The organism is Pseudoxanthomonas beigongshangi, from assembly GCF_016820515.1.
In the GTDB taxonomy this organism is placed as follows: Bacteria; Pseudomonadota; Gammaproteobacteria; order Xanthomonadales; family Xanthomonadaceae; genus Pseudoxanthomonas_A; species Pseudoxanthomonas_A beigongshangi.
In genome coordinates this window covers 26,844-43,460 of sequence record NZ_JADHDV010000028.1, presented here as the reverse complement: position 1 = coordinate 43,460, position 16,617 = coordinate 26,844, and the positions used below count along the sequence as shown (strand labels likewise).

Annotated in this window: 15 protein-coding genes; 8 read left to right on the top strand and 7 right to left on the bottom strand. The window is 68.7% G+C overall.

Going from position 1 to position 16,617, the window contains the following annotated elements; translation table 11 throughout:
* Positions 1-244: 244 nt before the first annotated feature.
* Positions 245-1,456 carry a tyrosine--tRNA ligase gene (gene tyrS / locus IQ458_RS16965; protein ID WP_235996921.1) on the bottom strand — a complete coding sequence of 404 codons (1,212 nt, stop codon included), beginning with the start codon at positions 1,454-1,456 and terminating at the stop codon, positions 245-247.
* A gap of 181 nt (positions 1,457-1,637) precedes the next feature.
* On the opposite strand from tyrS, the gene IQ458_RS16960 reads away from it, so the two are divergent.
* Together IQ458_RS16960 and IQ458_RS16955 are read left to right on the top strand one after the other, a co-directional pair.
* Positions 1,638-3,095 carry a peptidoglycan DD-metalloendopeptidase family protein gene (locus IQ458_RS16960; protein ID WP_203323550.1) on the top strand — a complete coding sequence of 486 codons (1,458 nt, stop codon included), beginning with the start codon at positions 1,638-1,640 and terminating at the stop codon, positions 3,093-3,095.
* 91 nt (positions 3,096-3,186) lie between these two features.
* Positions 3,187-4,332, top strand: a complete 1,146-nt coding sequence (locus IQ458_RS16955) for an anhydro-N-acetylmuramic acid kinase (protein ID WP_203323549.1) — start codon at positions 3,187-3,189, stop codon at positions 4,330-4,332.
* 6 nt (positions 4,333-4,338) lie between these two features.
* On the opposite strand, the gene IQ458_RS16950 is transcribed toward IQ458_RS16955, so the two are convergent.
* The 3 genes from IQ458_RS16950 to IQ458_RS16940 are packed head-to-tail and all read right to left on the bottom strand — an operon-like array spanning position 4,339 to position 6,703.
* Entirely contained in the window at positions 4,339-4,566 is a 228-nt protein-coding gene (locus tag IQ458_RS16950; protein ID WP_183639580.1) for a hypothetical protein, read from the bottom strand.
* Between the two features lie 50 nt (positions 4,567-4,616).
* A complete protein-coding gene (locus IQ458_RS16945) occupies positions 4,617-5,933 on the bottom strand; it encodes an AmpG family muropeptide MFS transporter (RefSeq protein ID WP_183639581.1) in 1,317 nt (438 codons plus the stop codon).
* Positions 5,930-6,703 (bottom strand): exodeoxyribonuclease III, encoded by a 774-nt coding sequence (locus IQ458_RS16940; protein WP_141455142.1) that lies wholly within the window; start codon positions 6,701-6,703, stop codon positions 5,930-5,932. Before IQ458_RS16940 ends, IQ458_RS16945 begins: the two co-directional genes overlap by 4 nt.
* A 112-nt stretch (positions 6,704-6,815) precedes the next feature.
* Here IQ458_RS16940 and pyrE point away from each other — a divergent pair, with 112 nt between their 5' ends.
* Positions 6,816-7,493 carry an orotate phosphoribosyltransferase gene (gene pyrE, locus IQ458_RS16935; protein WP_183639582.1) on the top strand — a complete coding sequence of 226 codons (678 nt, stop codon included), beginning with the start codon at positions 6,816-6,818 and terminating at the stop codon, positions 7,491-7,493.
* A 19-nt stretch (positions 7,494-7,512) separates the two neighbouring features.
* Positions 7,513-8,205, top strand: a complete 693-nt coding sequence (locus IQ458_RS16930) for a hypothetical protein (protein ID WP_425504713.1) — start codon at positions 7,513-7,515, stop codon at positions 8,203-8,205.
* Between the two features lie 56 nt (positions 8,206-8,261).
* On the opposite strand, the gene IQ458_RS16925 is transcribed toward IQ458_RS16930, so the two are convergent.
* Genes IQ458_RS16925 through coaBC form a run of 3 tightly spaced genes read right to left on the bottom strand, consistent with a single transcriptional unit; the run spans position 8,262 to position 12,296 of the window.
* A complete protein-coding gene (locus IQ458_RS16925) occupies positions 8,262-10,592 on the bottom strand; it encodes a phosphomannomutase/phosphoglucomutase (RefSeq protein ID WP_203323548.1) in 2,331 nt (776 codons plus the stop codon).
* A 16-nt stretch (positions 10,593-10,608) separates the two neighbouring features.
* Positions 10,609-11,079: a dUTP diphosphatase gene (dut, locus tag IQ458_RS16920; protein WP_203323547.1), complete on the bottom strand. Its 471-nt coding sequence runs from the start codon at positions 11,077-11,079 to the stop codon at positions 10,609-10,611.
* A complete protein-coding gene (gene coaBC, locus IQ458_RS16915) occupies positions 11,076-12,296 on the bottom strand; it encodes a bifunctional phosphopantothenoylcysteine decarboxylase/phosphopantothenate--cysteine ligase CoaBC (protein WP_203323546.1) in 1,221 nt (406 codons plus the stop codon). The genes dut and coaBC overlap by 4 nt, the downstream gene beginning before the upstream one ends.
* Before the next feature lie 94 nt (positions 12,297-12,390).
* On the opposite strand from coaBC, the gene radC reads away from it, so the two are divergent.
* The 4 genes from radC to IQ458_RS16895 all read left to right on the top strand — a co-directional run bounded on the left by radC (position 12,391) and on the right by IQ458_RS16895 (position 16,612).
* Positions 12,391-13,065: a RadC family protein gene (radC, locus tag IQ458_RS16910; protein ID WP_183639586.1), complete on the top strand. Its 675-nt coding sequence runs from the start codon at positions 12,391-12,393 to the stop codon at positions 13,063-13,065.
* A 107-nt stretch (positions 13,066-13,172) separates the two neighbouring features.
* Entirely contained in the window at positions 13,173-14,861 is a 1,689-nt protein-coding gene (gene argS / locus IQ458_RS16905; protein ID WP_203323545.1) for an arginine--tRNA ligase, read from the top strand.
* A 15-nt stretch (positions 14,862-14,876) separates the two neighbouring features.
* The gene (locus tag IQ458_RS16900) at positions 14,877-15,710 is read left to right on the top strand and encodes an SPOR domain-containing protein (protein WP_203323544.1); all 834 of its coding nucleotides are present in this window, start codon (positions 14,877-14,879) and stop codon (positions 15,708-15,710) included.
* Between the two features lie 152 nt (positions 15,711-15,862).
* Positions 15,863-16,612 carry an SDR family NAD(P)-dependent oxidoreductase gene (locus IQ458_RS16895; protein WP_203323543.1) on the top strand — a complete coding sequence of 250 codons (750 nt, stop codon included), beginning with the start codon at positions 15,863-15,865 and terminating at the stop codon, positions 16,610-16,612.
* The last annotated feature ends 5 nt before the right edge of the window (positions 16,613-16,617 follow it).

Below are 16,617 nucleotides of genomic sequence, written 5' to 3'. Positions count from 1 at the left end.
TATGGCGACCCTTTGCTGCTTCGTCAACACCTCGTTGAGAGATTTTTTCGAAGCTCCCATCGCTGCGGCGCTGCCCCGAGGGGTTGAAGCGCCCCCCTGCGATGGGGGGAGGGAAAGTATGACCGGTTCCGCGGCCGTTTGGAAGCCCCGGATTGCAAATTTATGGCAGCGCCGGGGCCGTCATCGGAAGGCCGCGGGTTTCGGGCGGCCGGACTGATGCCGCCGGGGTCGCACGGCGGCCCGATCAGCCCGCCTGGACCAGTCGCACGCGGGCGAAATTGCGCTTGCCGACCTGCAGGACACCTTCGAAACCGGGCTGGAAAACCAGGTTCGGATCCTCCACCACCGCGCCATCCACCTTGACCGCGCGTTCCTTGAGCTTGCGGCCGGCCTCTGAATTGCTCGGAGTGATGCCGGCGGCCGTCAGCAGCGCGCCGATGCGCAGTCCCTCGGCAGGGACCGCCACGTCCTGCAACGGCAGCAGCGAAGTGTCGCCCTCGCCCCGGACAACCGCATGCCAGCCGGCGATCGCCTGCTCGGCCGCGGCGGCGTCATGGAAGCGGGCGGCCAGCTCGCGCGCCAGGCGCAGTTTGACGTCGCGCGGATTCAGCCCGCCTGAGGCGACTTCGGCCTTGAGCGCGGTGGCTTCGGCCACCCCGATCTCGAAGCTGAGCAGGTCGATCCAGCGCCACATCAGTTCGTCGCCGATCTTCATGGTCTTGGTGACGATGTCGATGGCCGGCTCGCTGATGCCGATGTAGTTGCCGAGCGACTTGGACATCTTGGCCACGCCGTCCAGGCCTTCCAGCAGCGGCATGGTCAGTACGATCTGCGGCGGCTGGCCGTGGTGCTCCTGCAGGCCGCGGCCCATCAGCAGGTTGAACTTCTGGTCGGTGCCGCCGAGCTCGACATCGGCCTTCAGGGCGACGGAGTCGTAGCCCTGCACCAGCGGGTAGAGGAATTCATGGATGGCGATGGACTGCTGGGCGGCATAACGCTTGGCGAAGTCGTCGCGCTCCAGCATGCGGGCCACGGTGTGCTGTGCGGCCAGCCGGATCATGTCGGCCGCGGTCATCTGGCCGAACCATTCGGAATTGAAGCGCAGCTCGGTCTTTTCCCGGTCCAGCACCTTGTAGACCTGGTCGGCGTAGGTCTGGGCGTTGGCCAACACCTCATCCCGGGTCAGCGGCTTGCGGGTGACGTTCTTGCCGCTGGGGTCGCCGATCATTCCGGTGAAGTCGCCGATCAGGAAGATCACCTGGTGGCCGAGGTCCTGGAAGTGCCGCATCTTGTTCAGCAGGACCGTGTGGCCCAGGTGCAGGTCCGGGGCGGTGGGGTCGAAACCGGCCTTCACCCGCAGGGGGCGGCCCAGTTTCAGGCGCGCCTCGAGTTCTTCGGGCTTGATGATTTCGTCGGCGCCACGGCCGATCAGGGAAAGGGCTTCTGCGGGGGACAAGGCAAGGTCTTCCGGGTGGGGCCGACGTGAACAGGCGCCGACAAAGTTGAACATCAGGTTAAAGCGAAGTTAAGCGTGATGCTATTCAAAAAAGCCAATCGGCTCAATGGTTTGACGCGAACTCTTAGTGTGACTATGTTACGCCGATTGGGGTCCCGTCTTGGGCCCGAGGTTCGGCTAGATGCAGACTCATGGGGACGGCAGCCGCCGTAAGCAACAATTCCAGCAACGCCTGGAACTCCTTCGCGATTCGACCCTGCACCAGCGGGTGAAACAACATCTGCCGACCGGCCGATGGACCCGCCGCCACTGGATCCACGCCAGCCTGTTCACCACCATCGGCATCATGCTCGCCACGATCGTGCCGGGCTTCTCCAACGCGATCCAGCCGCCGTCGGCCACCGACGCGCGCGCCACGCTTACCCTCAAGCTGCCGCAATTGTCGCGCGAGCGCCAGGAAGGCGTGGCGGGCGACAGCTGGCAGATGGTGCGGGTCAAGCCGGGCCAGACGCTGGGCGCGATCTTCGAGGAATTGAACATCCCGTCGGGCACCATGCACGCGCTGCTGGAAAACGCCGATGCCAAGCGGGCACTCACCCGCCTCAAGCCCGGCACCGAGCTGGCGTTCGACCTGCCCGTCACCGGCGAGCTGCGCACACTGCGTTACGACCGGGATCCGCAGCACCGGATCGAACTCAGCCTGGACGGCGACAAGGTCACCGAGAAAGTGGTCGCGCGCGAGACTACCACCCGCACGGTGGTGCTCAGCGGCAAAGTCGGCCGTTCGCTCAACCGTTCGGCGCGCAAGGCCGGCCTGACCGCCGCCAACATCAACTCGCTGACCGACGACATCTTCAAGTACGACATCGACTTCAACTCCGACCTCGGTCCGGAGGATCGCTTCAGCGTGGTGGTCGAGCAGACCTGGCGCGAGGGTGAGCTGATCAGCACCGGGCCGGTGCAGGCGGCGACGTTCACCGTGGACGGCAAGCTGCATTCGGGTTTCCGTTTCTCCCGTCCGGGTGGCAAGCCGGAGTACTTCACCGCCGCGGGCCGTCCGCTGAAGAAGAACTTCATCCGCATGCCGATTCCGTATGCGCGCCTGAGTTCGAAGTTCGGCGCGCGCCGCCATCCGGTGCTGGGCACGATGCGCATGCACAAGGGCGTGGACTACGCCGCGGTGACCGGCACGCCGATCATGGCCGCCGGTGATGCGCGCGTGCAGTTCGCCGGCTGGCAGAACGGTTATGGCCGGGTGGTGATCCTGGATCACGGCCGTGGCCACACCACGCTGTACGGCCACATGTCACGGCTGGGCAAGATCAAGGTCGGCCAGCGGGTCGCGCAGGGCACGGTGATCGGCTATGTCGGTTCCACCGGCCTGGCTACCGGTCCGCACCTGCACTACGAATTCCGCATCAATGGCGTGCACCGCAATCCGCTGTCGGTGACGATGCCGCCGCCGGAACCGCTGGCCGGCACGCAACTGGCTTCGTTCCGCACCTACACCGCCAATGCGCTCGCGCGCATCCGCACGGTGGAGAACATCATCTACGCCGACGTTTCCCCGGCCGAGCCGGCCAAGGAAACCCAGGTCGCCGACGCCAAGAAGCCGGCCGGCAAGTCCAAGAAGGGCTGAGCCGCGGCACCGGGACTTCCGCGAGGGCGGGAGTCCCATGGCGTAGTCTTCGGCGTACCGGCGCGTGCGCGCATAGTCACGGAAACCCGCAATGTCCCCTGCCGACGAGGCGCCCCCGGCGCTCTTCCTGGGCCTGATCTCCGGTACCAGCGCCGATGGCATCGACGCCGCCTTGGTGCGCTTCGGTCAGCCTGCCTCCGCGCTGCGCTGTGAATTGCTGCTGGGCCGCACCTATCGCTGGGACGATGCCACGCGCGCCGCGTTGATCGCCCTCGGCCAGGGGGGCGATGCGCCTTCGCTGGACGAGGTGGGCCGGTTGGATGCGTTGACCGGCATCCATTTTGCCGACGCGGCCCTGCACCTGCTCGGCGAAGCGGACGTTTCCGCCCGCGATGTGCGCGCAATTGGTTCGCACGGCCAGACCATCCGCCATCGTCCGCACGCCAATCCGCCCTTCACCTGGCAGATCGGCGACGGCAACGTGATCGCCGAACGCAGCGGTATCGACACGGTGGCCGACTTCCGCCGCCGCGACGTGGCCGCCGGCGGCCATGGCGCACCGCTGATGCCGGCCTTCCATGCCGCCCTGCTGGGTTCCGCGGGCGAGGAGCGCGCGGTGTTGAACCTCGGCGGCATCGGCAATTTCACCCTGCTGCCGCGCAGCGGCGATGGGATCGCCGTGCGCGGTTTCGACACCGGCCCGGCCAACGCATTGATGGACGCCTGGTGCGAACGCCATACCGGCGCGGCGTTCGACGCGGGCGGCGCGTTCGCGGCGGGTGGCCAGGCCAATGAAGCGCTGCTGGCGCGATTGCTCGAGGAGCCCTGGTTCGCCCTGCCGCCGCCCAAGAGCACCGGGCGCGAACAGTTCCACCTGGCCTGGCTGGAGGCGCGATTGGGCGATCATCCGGCATCGCCCGCCGACGTGCAGGCCACCCTGCTGGAACTGACCGCGGCCACCGTCGCCGGCGCCCTGCGCGCCAACCAGCCCGGCACGCGCCGGGTGCTGGTCTGCGGCGGCGGCGTGCACAACGCGCGCCTGATGGCGCGGCTGGCGGCCTGGATGCCGGAGGTGAGCGTCGAATCCACCGCCGCTCACGGACTGGATCCGGATTTCGTGGAGGCGATGGGTTTCGCCTGGTTGGCCAGGGAAACCCTCGCCGGGCGGCCCGGCAATCTGCCCGCCGTCACCGGCGCCAGGGGACCGCGGGTGCTGGGGACGGTGTTTCCGGCCTGAACCGGCTCAGAAACCCTTGCCGGCCGGGACGTCCTTCAGGGCGTTGATCGCCGCGGTCAGCGCGTCCACTTCACCATCGTCGAAACCGCTGCGGACTTCCGCCTCGCAGTGGAACAGACCCTGCTCGATCAGGTTGAACAGGGTGTCGTGCATGTTCCAGCCACGGGCCTGGGCAATCCGGCGGATCCGCTCGCTCAGCAGCGGATCGATGTCCTTCAGCACGATGTCGGTCATCTCGGTCCCCCTTGCCTGCCCCGCTCGTCCCCGGTCAGCCCTGCGGCTGATCAGGATGACGTGCCGCCACCTTCATTCTCACGGATATGCTTCCACAACCAGGCCAGCAGCAGCAGCGTCGGGATGACCGTGAGCGCGCTCATCAGGAAAAAGGCGCTGTAGGACGTGGCCTCGACGACGTAGCCGGACACGCCGCCGATGAACTTGCCCGGCAGGTTCGCCAGCGAGACCAGCAACGCGTACTGGGTGGCGGTGAAATTGCGGTTGGTCAGCGATGACATGAACGCCACCAGCACGGTGCCGGCGAAGCCCTGCGAGAGGTTGTCGGCGGTGATGGCGGCGTAGAACGCCCAGATTTCGGAGGGGTGCTGGGCCATCAGCAGGAAGGCGATGTTGGAACAGGCCACCGCGATGGCCGCGATCGCTAGCATCCGGCGGAAGCCGAAAGCGGCCACGCACACGCCGCCGAGGAAGGCGCCGGCGATGCCGGTCCATACCCCGTACAACTTGGAGACCGTGGCGATGTCGGACTTGCTGTAGCCGGAGTCCAGGTAGAACGGCCCGGCCATCACCCCGATCACCTGATCGGGAAACTTGAACAGGCCCACGAACAGCAGCAGCACCACGCCTAGCATCAGGCCATTGGTCTGGAAGAAGCTGACGAAGGGCTGCCAGAACGCGCCGATGAAATCGATGCGCCGGCTCACGGCCGCTTCGGGCGCGTCGGGTTCGCGACTGAACAGCGTGGCCAGGATCGGTAGCAGCATCAGCGCGGTCATCGCCAGGTAGGCGTTTTTCCAGCCGCTGAATTCGGCGATGTAGAGCGCGCCGGCGCCGGCCAGGATCAGGCCAACCCGGTAGCCCAGCGTGTAGGTGGCGGCGAGCGCGGCCTGCGCCTCGGCCGGCGCGATCTCGATGCGGTAGGCGTCGACCACCGAATCCTGGGTCGCGCCGGCAAGCGACGCGAACAGCACCCATCCCACCAGCGCGCCGACGCCGAGTTCGGGGCGGGTGAACGCCAATGCGAACAATCCCGCCGCCACACCCAATTGCGCCACCAGCAGCCACGAACGCCGACGCCCGAGAAACGCGGTCAACGGAAAGGTGTAGCGATCCACCAGCGGCGCCCATACGAACTTGAGCAGGTAGAAAAAGCTGGCGAGGCTGATCAGGCCGATGCTGCCCAGATCCAGTCCCACGTCGCGCAGGCGGGTGCTGAGCGTCGCCGACGCGATCAGCAGGAACGGCAGGCCGCTGCCGAAGCCGAGCAGCAGCATAGTGAAGGCGGCCGGCGTGGCGAATGCGCGCCGGATGCCGGACCAGCCCTTGTAGGACACCGGCGCCTTGGCCGCCGCGGGCACGCTCATCCGGCGTAGTCCACCGTGAACGGCGCGTGGTCGGAGAACCAGCTGTCGCGATAGATCGCGCAGCGCTGCAGGCGGTCACGCAGCGACGGAGTGACGAACTGATAGTCGATGCGCCATCCGACGTTGTTGGCGCGCGCGCCGCCGCGATTGCTCCACCAGGTGTAGTCCTGGCCTTCCGGGTGCAGGCTGCGATAGGCATCGACCCAGCCGCCCTCGTCCACGCACATGCCGTTGAGCCAATCACGTTCGGCGGGCAGGCAACCGGAGTTCTTCTGGTTGCTGGTCCAGTTCTTGATGTCCAGGCGGGTGCGCACGATGTTCCAGTCGCCGCACAGCACGTAGTCGCGCCCGCTGCGGCGCCATTCGTCCAGGATTGGCGCCAGCCAGTCCATCACCCTGAACTTGAAGCCCTGCCGCAGTTCGCCGGAAGAACCGGACGGTATGTAGAAGGACACCACGCTGAGGTTTCCGTAGCGCGCTTCCAGGTAGCGGCCTTCCTCGTCGAACTCGTCCCAGCCCAGCGCGGTGCGCACTTCATCGGGTTCACGCCGGCTGTAGATCGCCACGCCGCTGTAGCCCTTCTTGGTGGTGGCGTCGCGGAACCAGGCCTTGTAGCCCTCCGGCAGGAAGGCCGGGCCGCTGAGCTGGTGCTCCTGCGCCTTGGTTTCCTGCACGCACAGCACGTCGGCGTCCTGCTGGCCGAACCACTCGAAGAAACCCTTGTTGGCGGCCGAACGCAGGCCGTTGGCGTTGAAACTGATGATGCGCATGTGAAAAACGGTCCGCGGAACGGGAAAGGGGTCGCAAGAGCGTACCGCATGCGTGGAGGCCGGTGGCACGGAACCGCTATGCTTCCACCCCTCGCCCGCCGAATGCACCGCCATGTCCGATCACCGCGCCCGCTTCCTCCAGCTCGCCCTGCACGCGCAGGCCCTGCGCTTCGGCGAGTTCACCCTCAAGTCTGGCCGGCTCAGTCCCTACTTCTTCAACGCCGGCCGCTTCGACAGCGGCGCCCGCCTGGCCGAGCTGGCGGCCTGCTACGCCGACGCGGTGGACGCCGCCGGCCTGCAGTTCGATCTGCTGTTCGGCCCCGCCTACAAGGGCATTCCGCTGGCGACCGCGGTGGGCTGCGAGTACGCGCGTCGCGGCCGCGACGTGCCGCTGGCCTTCAACCGCAAGGAAGCCAAGGGCCACGGTGAAGGCGGCCTGCTGATCGGCGCGCCGCTGGATGGCCGCAACGTGCTCATCGTGGACGACGTCATCACCGCCGGAACCGCCATCCGCGAGGCGCTGGGCCTGATCCGCGCCGGCGGCGGCCGCCCGGCCGGGATCGTGGTGGCGCTGGATCGGCAGGAGGTGCTGACCGAACCCGGCGACGGACAGGGCAGCGCGCGGCTGTCGGCCGCCCAGGCGGTCGCCGCCGAAACCGGCGTGCCGGTGGTGGCCGTGGCCAACCTGCACGACCTGCTTGATTTCGCCGGGGAAAGCGCGGAACTTGTCCATCACCGCGAAGACCTGCTCGCCTACCGGGCGCGCTATGGCAGCGGTTCGTCGGACTGACGGCAGCAGGGGGCTGCACATGCGGAGTTCCATTTTCTGGCTGGCATTGCCGGTGGGCCTGGTCTCGATGGCGCTGGCCAGCGCGCAGGACAAGCCGGCCACCAAGAAACTCTATTGCTGGAACGAGAACGGCCAGCGCGTGTGCAGCGATGCCCTGCCGGCCGAGGCCGTGACGCGCGCGCGCGAGGAAATCAACGCCGCGAGCGGCCTGCGCACCGCCGAAGTGGACCGGGCGCTGACCGAGGAGGAGCGCGCGCAGGCGGAGGCGGCGAAGATCCAGGCGCAACTGGACGAAGCGGCGCAGGAAACCCGCCGCCGTACCGAGCAGGCGATGCTGTTGTCCTATCGCAGCGAGGAAGAGCTGCGCCGGGTGTTCAACGAGCGCATCGCCATCGTCGACAACAACATCAAGACCGCGCGCTACAACGTGGTCAGCCTGCGCGAAGGCCTGGTCAGCCTGCTGCAGGTTGCCGGCGACCGGGAACTGGCAGGACAGACGGTAGCGGCCGAGACCACCGCCAACATCCGCAGCCGGCATGCGGATCTGATGCGCCAGCGCCAGCTGCAGGCCAGTTTCGAACGCCAGCGCGCGGAGCTGGACGTGGAAATCGCCGAGATCATGCAGCGCTACCGCGAAATGAAGGGACCCAATCCGGCGTCGGCGACGCCAGCGACCGGGTCTTCGCCGGCCGCCGCACCGCCCGATGCATGAGCGCCGCCGCGCTCCGGCGCGGCCTGCCGTTGTCGCGCGGAACCCCGTGATCGGGACTAGAAGTTCGCCGTCAGATCCGGCGCCACCAGCGCCAGGTGGGCACGGAACACGTCCTTGATGCGCGCGAGCGCCGCCTCGTTGTCGGCTTCGAAACGCAACACCAGGATGGGCGTGGTGTTGGAGGCGCGCAGCAGGCCCCAGCCGTCGTCCCAGTCCGCCCGCAGGCCGTCGATGGTCGCCACGCGGGCACCGTCGAAGCGCGCCGTCTCGACGAAACGCTCGACCACCGCATGCGGTGTTTCCGCTTCCACCGGCACCTTGATCTCCGGGGTGGCGATGCCGTCCGGCAGCGCCGACAGGACTTCCGACGGCGTGTCCTCGCGCAGGGCCAGGATTTCCAGCAGGCGCGCGGCCGAGTACAGGCCGTCATCGAAGCCGTACCAGCGTTCCTGGAAGAAGAAGTGGCCGCTCATCTCGCCCGCCAGTTCGGCGCCGGTTTCGCGCATCTTGGCCTTGATCAGCGAATGCCCCGTCTTCCACATCAGCGGCGTGCCGCCGTTGCGCAGGATCCAGGGCTGCAGCTTTCCGGTGCATTTGACGTCGTAGATGATCATCGCGCCGGGATTGCGTTCCAGCACGTCGGCGGCGAACAGCATCAGCAACCGATCGGGGAAGATCACGGCGCCTTCCCGGGTCACCACGCCGAGGCGATCACCGTCGCCGTCGAAGGCCAGGCCCAGGTCGGCGTCGAAACGCTTCACCATCTGGATCAGGTCTTCCAGGTTGTGGGGTTCGCTCGGATCGGGGTGGTGGTTGGGGAACGTGCCATCCACTTCGCAGTACAGCGGAATGACATCCGCGCCGATGGATTCAAGCAGGCGCGGCGCGATGTCGCCGGCCACGCCGTTGCCGGCGTCCAGCACCACCTTCAGCGGACGCTCCAGTTGCACGTCGTCGGCGATCCGCTGGATGTAGTCGGCGGCGATGTCGCGTTCCTGCAAGTCGCCCGGGGTGGCGGCTTCGTGCAGCCGGCCATCGCGGATGCGCTCGTACAGATCGGTGATGGTGGCGCCGGAAAGGGTTTCACCGCCCACCACGATCTTGAATCCGTTGTAGTCCGGCGGATTGTGGCTGCCGGTCACCGCCACGCAGCTGCCGGCACGCAACTGGTAGGCGCCGAAATAGGCCACCGGCGTGGGCACCATGCCGATGTCGATGACGTTGCGCCCTGCGCGGCGCAGGCCGGCAATCAGCCCGCCCACCAATTCCGGCCCGGACAGGCGGCCGTCGCGCCCGACCACGATGTCGGTCAGGTCCTGCTCCTGCATCACGCTGCCGATGGCCTGGCCGATGCACTCGGCGACCTCCACGTTGAGGGTTTTGCCGACGATGCCGCGGATGTCGTACGCGCGGAAGATGCCGGGATCGACGTCCACCGGAATTCGTTCTCTGCTCATGCTGCCTGTCTGTGGGGGGGAATTCGTCGGCCTGGCGACCGGCGGCAGCGGATCGCGCTCCAATGCCTGGCCCAGCGTGGGCTCGTCGGCATCGGCCACGACCGCCTCGCCGCGGCGCAGGGCGGGAATCTTCAGGCCGCCACGGGCCGCCAGCCAGGCCAGTACCGCCAACGCGGCCGCCAGCACGGCGCCAATCGAACTGCCCAGGGGGCCCAGCCCGAACGGGCCGGATTCACTGTCCGGTTGCGCCGCGGCCACGCGCAGGCCGGTCTTGCCCACGGCATGCGCCATCACTTCGGCCTCGTCGGCCAGATTCGCGCTGCCGCGCTGGACGACGTTGAAGTTGCCCTGGCGCAGCGCCAGGTAGGTGCCCGGCGGCATCGCCACGGCTTCGAAGCCGGCGGTCAGCCGGGACAGCGGCAGGCGTGCGTAGACCACGCCCTGCGCCGTGTCGACGGCCAGCCCGAGTGCCGCCTTGCCCTGATCCCGGACCACCCGCGCGACCACCGCCTGCCCTTGTTGCGCCGCTTCCAGCAAGGCCAGCCGGCTGTAACCGAATGCGACCGGATCGGCGTAGGCCTGGGCCAGATCGCGCGGCAGGATCTCCACGTGCTCGGCCTCCGCCCAACCCTGCCGGATGGCCTGCGCGGTCGCGGCGGGATCGCTGCCGGCCAGCGCCGCCTTCACCGCGTCGCCGGCCATGCGCCGGGTCAATTGCGCGATCTGGTCCCGGTAAGCGGATTCCAGCGCGGCCACGCCGGCATCGCGGGCCTGTTCCAGTGCTTCGCCGCGATCGGCGTCGCGCCACTGGCGCACGCCGCTCCAGCCCAGCCATCCGGCCAGCAGGAGGCCGAGCACGGCCAACCCGGGCAGTGCCCGCGAAAGGTCGCCCAGCGGCAACCGACGTCCAGCTTCGCTCGATCTGCTCATTCGCGCCCGTCCCCTCTCAGCGCAATCCGGTATGGCCGAAACCGCCTGCTCCCCGGGCGCTGTCGGCGAATGCGTCCACCACCTGGAAGCTTACGCGCACGATGGGCAGCACCACCAACTGGGCGATGCGGTCGCCGGGCTGGATGGCGAAGGCCTCGTGGCCGCGGTTCCAGACACTGATCAGCAGCGGCCCCTGGTAATCGGCGTCGATCAGGCCGGTGCCGTTGCCCAGCACGATGCCATGCCGGTGGCCCAGCCCGGAGCGCGGCAACACCACCGCGCACAGCTGCGGATCGGCCAGGTGCACGGACAGGCCGCTGGGCACCAGCGCGGCGTCGCCGGGCTGCAGGGTGAGGGTGGCGTCGAGCGCCGCGCGCAGGTCGACGCCGGCGCTGGCCTCGGTCGCATACGCGGGCAACGGCCATTCGTCGCCGAACCGGGGGTCCAGCAGTTTCAGTTCCACGGATTGCGTGCCAGCCGGGCTCATGCGTTCAGTCGCTCCACGATCAGATCCATCAGGGCGTCGGCCAGCCGGGTCTTCGGCGCCGAACCGAAATCGCGCTCGCCGTCCTTCCAATAGGCGACCAGCGCGTTCTGATCGCTTTCGAAACCGCCATCGGCGATGCCGACCCGGTTGGCGACGATCATGTCCAGGCGCTTGGCCTGCAGCTTGCCGCGCGCGTAATGCTCGACGTTCTCGGTCTCGGCGGCGAACCCGACCACCAACTTCAGCGCCTGGGTCTGGGCCGCGACCTCGGCCAGGATGTCGGGCGTGCGCACCAGATCCAGGCTGAGGGTTTCGCCGGTCTTCTTGATCTTGTTCGGCACCGCCACCCGCGGGGTGTAGTCGGCGACCGCGGCCGCGCCGATGTAGATGTCGGCCGGCAACGCACCGAACACGGCCTGGCGCATCTGCGCGGCCGAACGCACGTCGATGCGGGTGACCCCGGCCGGGGTCGGCAGATGGACCGGACCGGCCACCAGCACCACCTCGGCGCCGCGCCGCGCCGCGCTGGCCGCCACCGCGAAGCCCATCTTGCCGCTACTGCGATTTCCCAGGTAACGGACCGGATCCAGATCCTCGTAGGTCGGGCCGGCGCTGACGACGACGCGCACGCCGGCCAGGTCCCGCACGGCCGGCGCGTGGCCGGCGGCCAGCGCGGCGACGATGTCCTCCGGCTCGCTCAACCGGCCGGGGCCGGATTCGCCTTCGGCCAGCGGGCCGTCTTCCGGCCCGATGATCTGCACGCCGCGCGCGCGCAGCACCGCCAGATTGGCCACCGTGGCCGGGTGCTGCCACATCCGGTGGTTCATGGCGGGCGCGACCGTGATCGGCGCGGTGGTCGCCAGGCACAGGGTGGTGACCAAGTCGTTGGCGAATCCGTGGGTCAGCCGCGCCAGCAGGTCGGCGGTGGCCGGGGCGATCAGGATGCGATCGGCCCAGCGCGCGAGTTCGATATGGCCCATGGCGGCTTCGGCGGCGCTGTCCCACAGGCTGGTCCGGACCGGACGGCCGGACAGGGCCTGGAAGCTCAGCGCAGTGACGAACTGCTGGGCGCCTTCGGTCATGGCGACCTGCACATCGGCGCCGGCGTCGCGCAGCCGTCGCACCAGTTCCAGCGACTTGTACGCGGCGATGCCGCCGCCCACACACACCAGCAGGCGCTGGCCCTGCAGCGGCCGTGGCTCGAGACTTCCGGTCACGTCGGGTTTCCTACAGACGAACAGGGGATTAGCTTACCCGATGGTCCCCTCCCGCCTGATGGCGGCGTGGCGGCGGACCGGGCATCTTGACCATATGCACATCCGAGACTGGCCCATCCACGAACGGCCCCGTGAAAAGCTCTTCACCCGCGGCCCCGCCGCGCTCTCCGACGCCGAACTGCTGGCGCTGTTCCTCGGTTCCGGCCTGCGCGGGCGCGACGCGGTCGCCACCGCCCGCGACCTGCTCTCGAACCACGGGCCACTGCGACGGCTGCTCGACCGTCCGCCCAGGGAACTGGTCGCCCTGCCGGGGCTGGGGCCGGCCCGCGCCAGCCGGATGGCCGGTGCGCTGGAAATCGGCCGCCGCCACCTGGCCGCGGATCTGGAGCGCGGCGAGCAGCTGACCGACCCGACCATCGCCGGCCGCTACTTCAGCCAGCGCCTGCGCGCGCACGATCACGAGGTGTTCGCGGCGCTGTTCCTGGATGTGCGCCACCGCGCGCTAGCGTTCGAGGAACTGTTCCGCGGCACCCTCGACAGCGCCGAGGTGCATCCGCGCGAGGTGGTCCGGCGGGCCTTGGCGCACAACGCCGCGGCCGTGATCGTCGGCCACAACCACCCATCCGGGAACAGCGCGCCCTCCGAGGCAGACCGCCTGATCACCCTGCGGCTGCGGGACGCGCTGTCGCTGATGGACATCCGCCTGCTCGACCATTTCGTGGTCGGGGACGGTCCGCCGACCTCGCTGGCGGAGCGCGGCTGGCTGTGACCGCCCCGGCGGGATCGCGTCCTCCGCGCCGCGCCGTTCAGGCCCCGCCGGACGCTCCTGCCGGTTCCGCGTAAAATGCCCGGTCCCGCAACATCCGCAGACCCTCCGTGAAAGCCTCCCTACGCGCCTTGATCGCCCAGGGCATCGATGCCCTGCGCCAGGCCGGCACCCTGCCGGCCGACACCGCCACGCCGGATTTCGTGGTCGAGCGACCCAAGACCCGCGAGCACGGGGACTTCGCCACCAACGCCGCGATGCTGCTGGCCAAGGCCGCGCGCAGCAATCCGCGCGCCATCGCCACCGCGCTGGTGGCCGCCCTGCCGGCCAGCGACGACGTGGCGAAAGTGGAGATTGCCGGCCCCGGCTTCATCAACTTCCACCTGACCACCGCCGCCTACCAGCGCGAGGTCGCCACCGCCCTACAGCAGGGTCCCGCCTACGGCCGCAACCAGAGTGGCGCCGGCCGCGTGGTGGGCGTGGAATACGTCTCGGCCAACCCGACCGGTCCGCTGCATGTCGGCCACGGCCGCGCCGGCGCCATCGGCGACTGCATCGCCCGGGTGCTGGCCGCCAACGGCTGGAACACCCGCCGCGAGTTCTACTACAACGACGCCGGCGTGCAGATCGACAACCTGGCCAAGTCCACCCAGGCGCGCGCGAAGGGCCTGACCCCGGACAGCGAAGGCTGGCCGGAGGATGGTTATCGCGGCGACTACATCGGTGATGTCGCGCACGCCTATCTGGCGGGCGACAGCGTCGAGTTCGAAGGCCACGTGGTGGTCGGCGGCAAGGATCCCGACAACCTGGAGGCCATCCGCCAGTTCGCCGTGGCCTACCTGCGCCGCGAGCAGAACCTGGACCTGGCCGCGTTCGGCGTGTCGTTCGATGTGTACTTCCTGGAAAGCTCGCTGTACGCCGACCGCAAGGTCGAGGAGACCGTCGGCAAACTGGTCGCCTCCGGCCACACCTACGAGGAAGGCGGCGCCCTGTGGCTGAAGTCCACCGACTTCGGCGACGACAAGGACCGGGTGATGCGCAAATCCGACGGCACCTACACCTATTTCGTGCCGGACGTGGCCTACCACCTGAGCAAGTGGCAGCGTGGCTACGGTCGCGCGATCACCGAACTGGGCGCCGACCACCATGGTTCGCTGGCGCGCGTGCGCGCCGGCCTGCAGGCGCTGGACGAGGGCATTCCCGCCGGTTATCCCGAATACGTGCTGCACCAGATGGTCACGGTGATGCGCGGCGGCGAGGAAGTGAAACTCTCCAAGCGCGCCGGCAGCTACTTCACCCTGCGCGATCTCATCGAGGAAGCCGGACGCGATGCCACGCGCTGGTTCCTGATCGCCCGCAAGCCGGACTCGCAGCTGACCTTCGACATCGACCTGGCGCGCCAGCAGAGCAACGACAATCCGGTGTTCTACGTGCAGTACGCGCATGCCCGCGTGTGCAGCCTGCATCGCCAGGCGGCCGAAAAGGGCTACGCCTACGACCCGGCCAATGGCCTGGCCCACCTCGCTCGGCTGGACGACGAATCATCGCTCGCGCTGATGGTGGAACTGTCGCGCTATCCGGAAGTGGTGGAAGCGGCGGGCGAGTCGCTGGAACCCCATGCCATCGCGCAATACCTGCGCGAGTTGGCCTATGCTTTCCACACGTGGTACGGCGGCACGCCGGTGCTGGTCGAGGACGCCGATGCGCGCGACGCGCGCCTGGCGCTGGCCTCGGCCGTGCGGCAGGCGCTGGCCAACGGCATGGATCTGTTGGGCGTGAGCGCGCCCGAAAAAATGTAACCGGAGATTTTTTGAATGGCGGCACGTCGCGGCAAGAGTCAGGCCACCCGTAATTCCAGCCACGCCACCCCGGCCTGGGTGTGGCTGCTGCTCGGCCTGCTCATCGGTCTGGCGATCTACTTCATCGCGCCCGGCCTGATGAAGAAGGATGGCGACGGCTTCTTCCGGCCGCAGCCGAATCCCGACGCGCAGCCGGCACCGGTGGCTTCGGCCGATGTCGAGGCGGTGGTGCCCGAATCGGCGGGCACCCCCAGCGGCGCCGCGTCCGGCGCGACGCAGGCGGCGAATGGCGATGCCGACGCGCAGGCGCCGGCCAAGGAACCGCAGTACGACTTCTACACCCTGCTGCCGGGCAAGGAAGTGCAGATGTCCGACGCGGAGCTGGCCGCCAGCGCGCGCGAGGAAGCCGCGCGCAAGGCACGCGAGGAAAAGGCCGCGGCCGCCGCTGCGGCGGCAACGCCCGCCACGACCACTCCCGCCACCGGCACCACGCCGGCGACGCTGCCGCGCCCGATCGACGAGGCACCGGCGACCGCCGCCGCCACGACATCCAGTCCGGCCACCGCGCCGACGAGCAAGCCCGCGCAACCGCGCACGGTCGCCGACGCGGACAACAGCGCGCGCTACATCCTGCAGGCCGGCGCATTCGGCGCGTCCGGCGACGCCGAGGCCACCAAGGCCAAGATCGCCCTGCTGGGCCTGAGCGCGCGGGTCGAGTCCGCGCAGATCGGCGGCAAGACCGTCTATCGCGTGCGCATGGGACCCTACGGCACCGCCAGCGAACTGGCCGAGGCCAAGCAGAAACTGGCCAGCGGCGGCCTGCCCGCGATGGCCATCAAGGCCCAGTGATCGCGCCGGACTTCCGCGAGCGCCGAGGAGTCCGCATGCCGCATCCGGTTTCGATATCCGCCCGCCACGCGCAGCCCGCGTGGCGGGCTTTTGTTTGTATCCCACCCACACGCTGAATCCCCAGGCGTGCGGCTGATTTTCAAGGAGCCCCCATGACCCGAACCGCCCTCATCACCGGAGCGACCTCCGGTTTCGGCGCCGCCGCCGTGCGCCGTTTCGTCGCCGACGGCTGGCGCGTGATCGCCACCGGTCGTCGCGCGGATCGGCTGCAGGCGCTGGTGGACGAACTCGGCGGCGACCACGTGCATGCGGCGGCCTTCGACATCCGCGACGAAGCCGCCCTGGATGCCGCGCTGGCGGCATTGCCGGAAGCCTTTCGCGGGATTGATCTGCTGATCAACAACGCCGGTCTCGCGCTGGGTACCGCGCCGGCGCAAGCGGCCAGCCTGGAAGACTGGCGGACCATGATCGCCACCAACATCGGCAGCCTGGTCACCCTCACCCATCGCCTGCTGCCGGCGCTGATCGAGCGCAAGGGCGCGATCATCAACATCAGTTCGATCGCCGGCACCTACCCCTATCCGGGCGGCAATGCCTACGGCGGGACCAAGGCGTTCGTCACCCAGTTCTCGCTGGGCCTGCGCTCGGATCTGCACGGCACCGGCGTGCGGGTGACTTCGATCGAGCCGGGCATGGCCGAAACCGAATTCACCCTGGTGCGCACGCATGGCGATCAGGGCGCGTCGGACAAGCTGTATGCGGGCGCGGCGCCGATGACCGCCGAGGACATCGCCGAAACCCTGTTCTGGGTCGCCACGCTGCCGCCGCATCTGAACATCAATCGCCTGGAGCTGATGCCGGTGACGCAGTCGTTCGCCGGGTTCCAGGTGCATCGGGGGTGATGGGG

Bases quoted from the DNA above. Each gene is read 5' to 3' on its own strand.
- IQ458_RS16960 (WP_203323550.1), top strand. From the start codon at position 1,638: ATGCAGACTCATGGGGACGGCAGCCGCCGTAAGCAACAATTCCAGCAA.
- IQ458_RS16955 (WP_203323549.1), top strand. From the start codon at position 3,187: ATGTCCCCTGCCGACGAGGCGCCCCCGGCGCTCTTCCTGGGCCTGATC.
- IQ458_RS16950 (WP_183639580.1), bottom strand. From the start codon at position 4,566: ATGACCGACATCGTGCTGAAGGACATCGATCCGCTGCTGAGCGAGCGG.
- IQ458_RS16945 (WP_183639581.1), bottom strand. From the start codon at position 5,933: ATGAGCGTGCCCGCGGCGGCCAAGGCGCCGGTGTCCTACAAGGGCTGG.
- IQ458_RS16940 (WP_141455142.1), bottom strand. From the start codon at position 6,703: ATGCGCATCATCAGTTTCAACGCCAACGGCCTGCGTTCGGCCGCCAAC.
- pyrE (WP_183639582.1), top strand. From the start codon at position 6,816: ATGTCCGATCACCGCGCCCGCTTCCTCCAGCTCGCCCTGCACGCGCAG.
- IQ458_RS16930 (WP_425504713.1), top strand. From the start codon at position 7,513: ATGCGGAGTTCCATTTTCTGGCTGGCATTGCCGGTGGGCCTGGTCTCG.
- IQ458_RS16925 (WP_203323548.1), bottom strand. From the start codon at position 10,592: ATGAGCAGATCGAGCGAAGCTGGACGTCGGTTGCCGCTGGGCGACCTT.
- dut (WP_203323547.1), bottom strand. From the start codon at position 11,079: ATGAGCCCGGCTGGCACGCAATCCGTGGAACTGAAACTGCTGGACCCC.
- radC (WP_183639586.1), top strand. From the start codon at position 12,391: ATGCACATCCGAGACTGGCCCATCCACGAACGGCCCCGTGAAAAGCTC.
- IQ458_RS16900 (WP_203323544.1), top strand. From the start codon at position 14,877: ATGGCGGCACGTCGCGGCAAGAGTCAGGCCACCCGTAATTCCAGCCAC.
- IQ458_RS16895 (WP_203323543.1), top strand. From the start codon at position 15,863: ATGACCCGAACCGCCCTCATCACCGGAGCGACCTCCGGTTTCGGCGCC.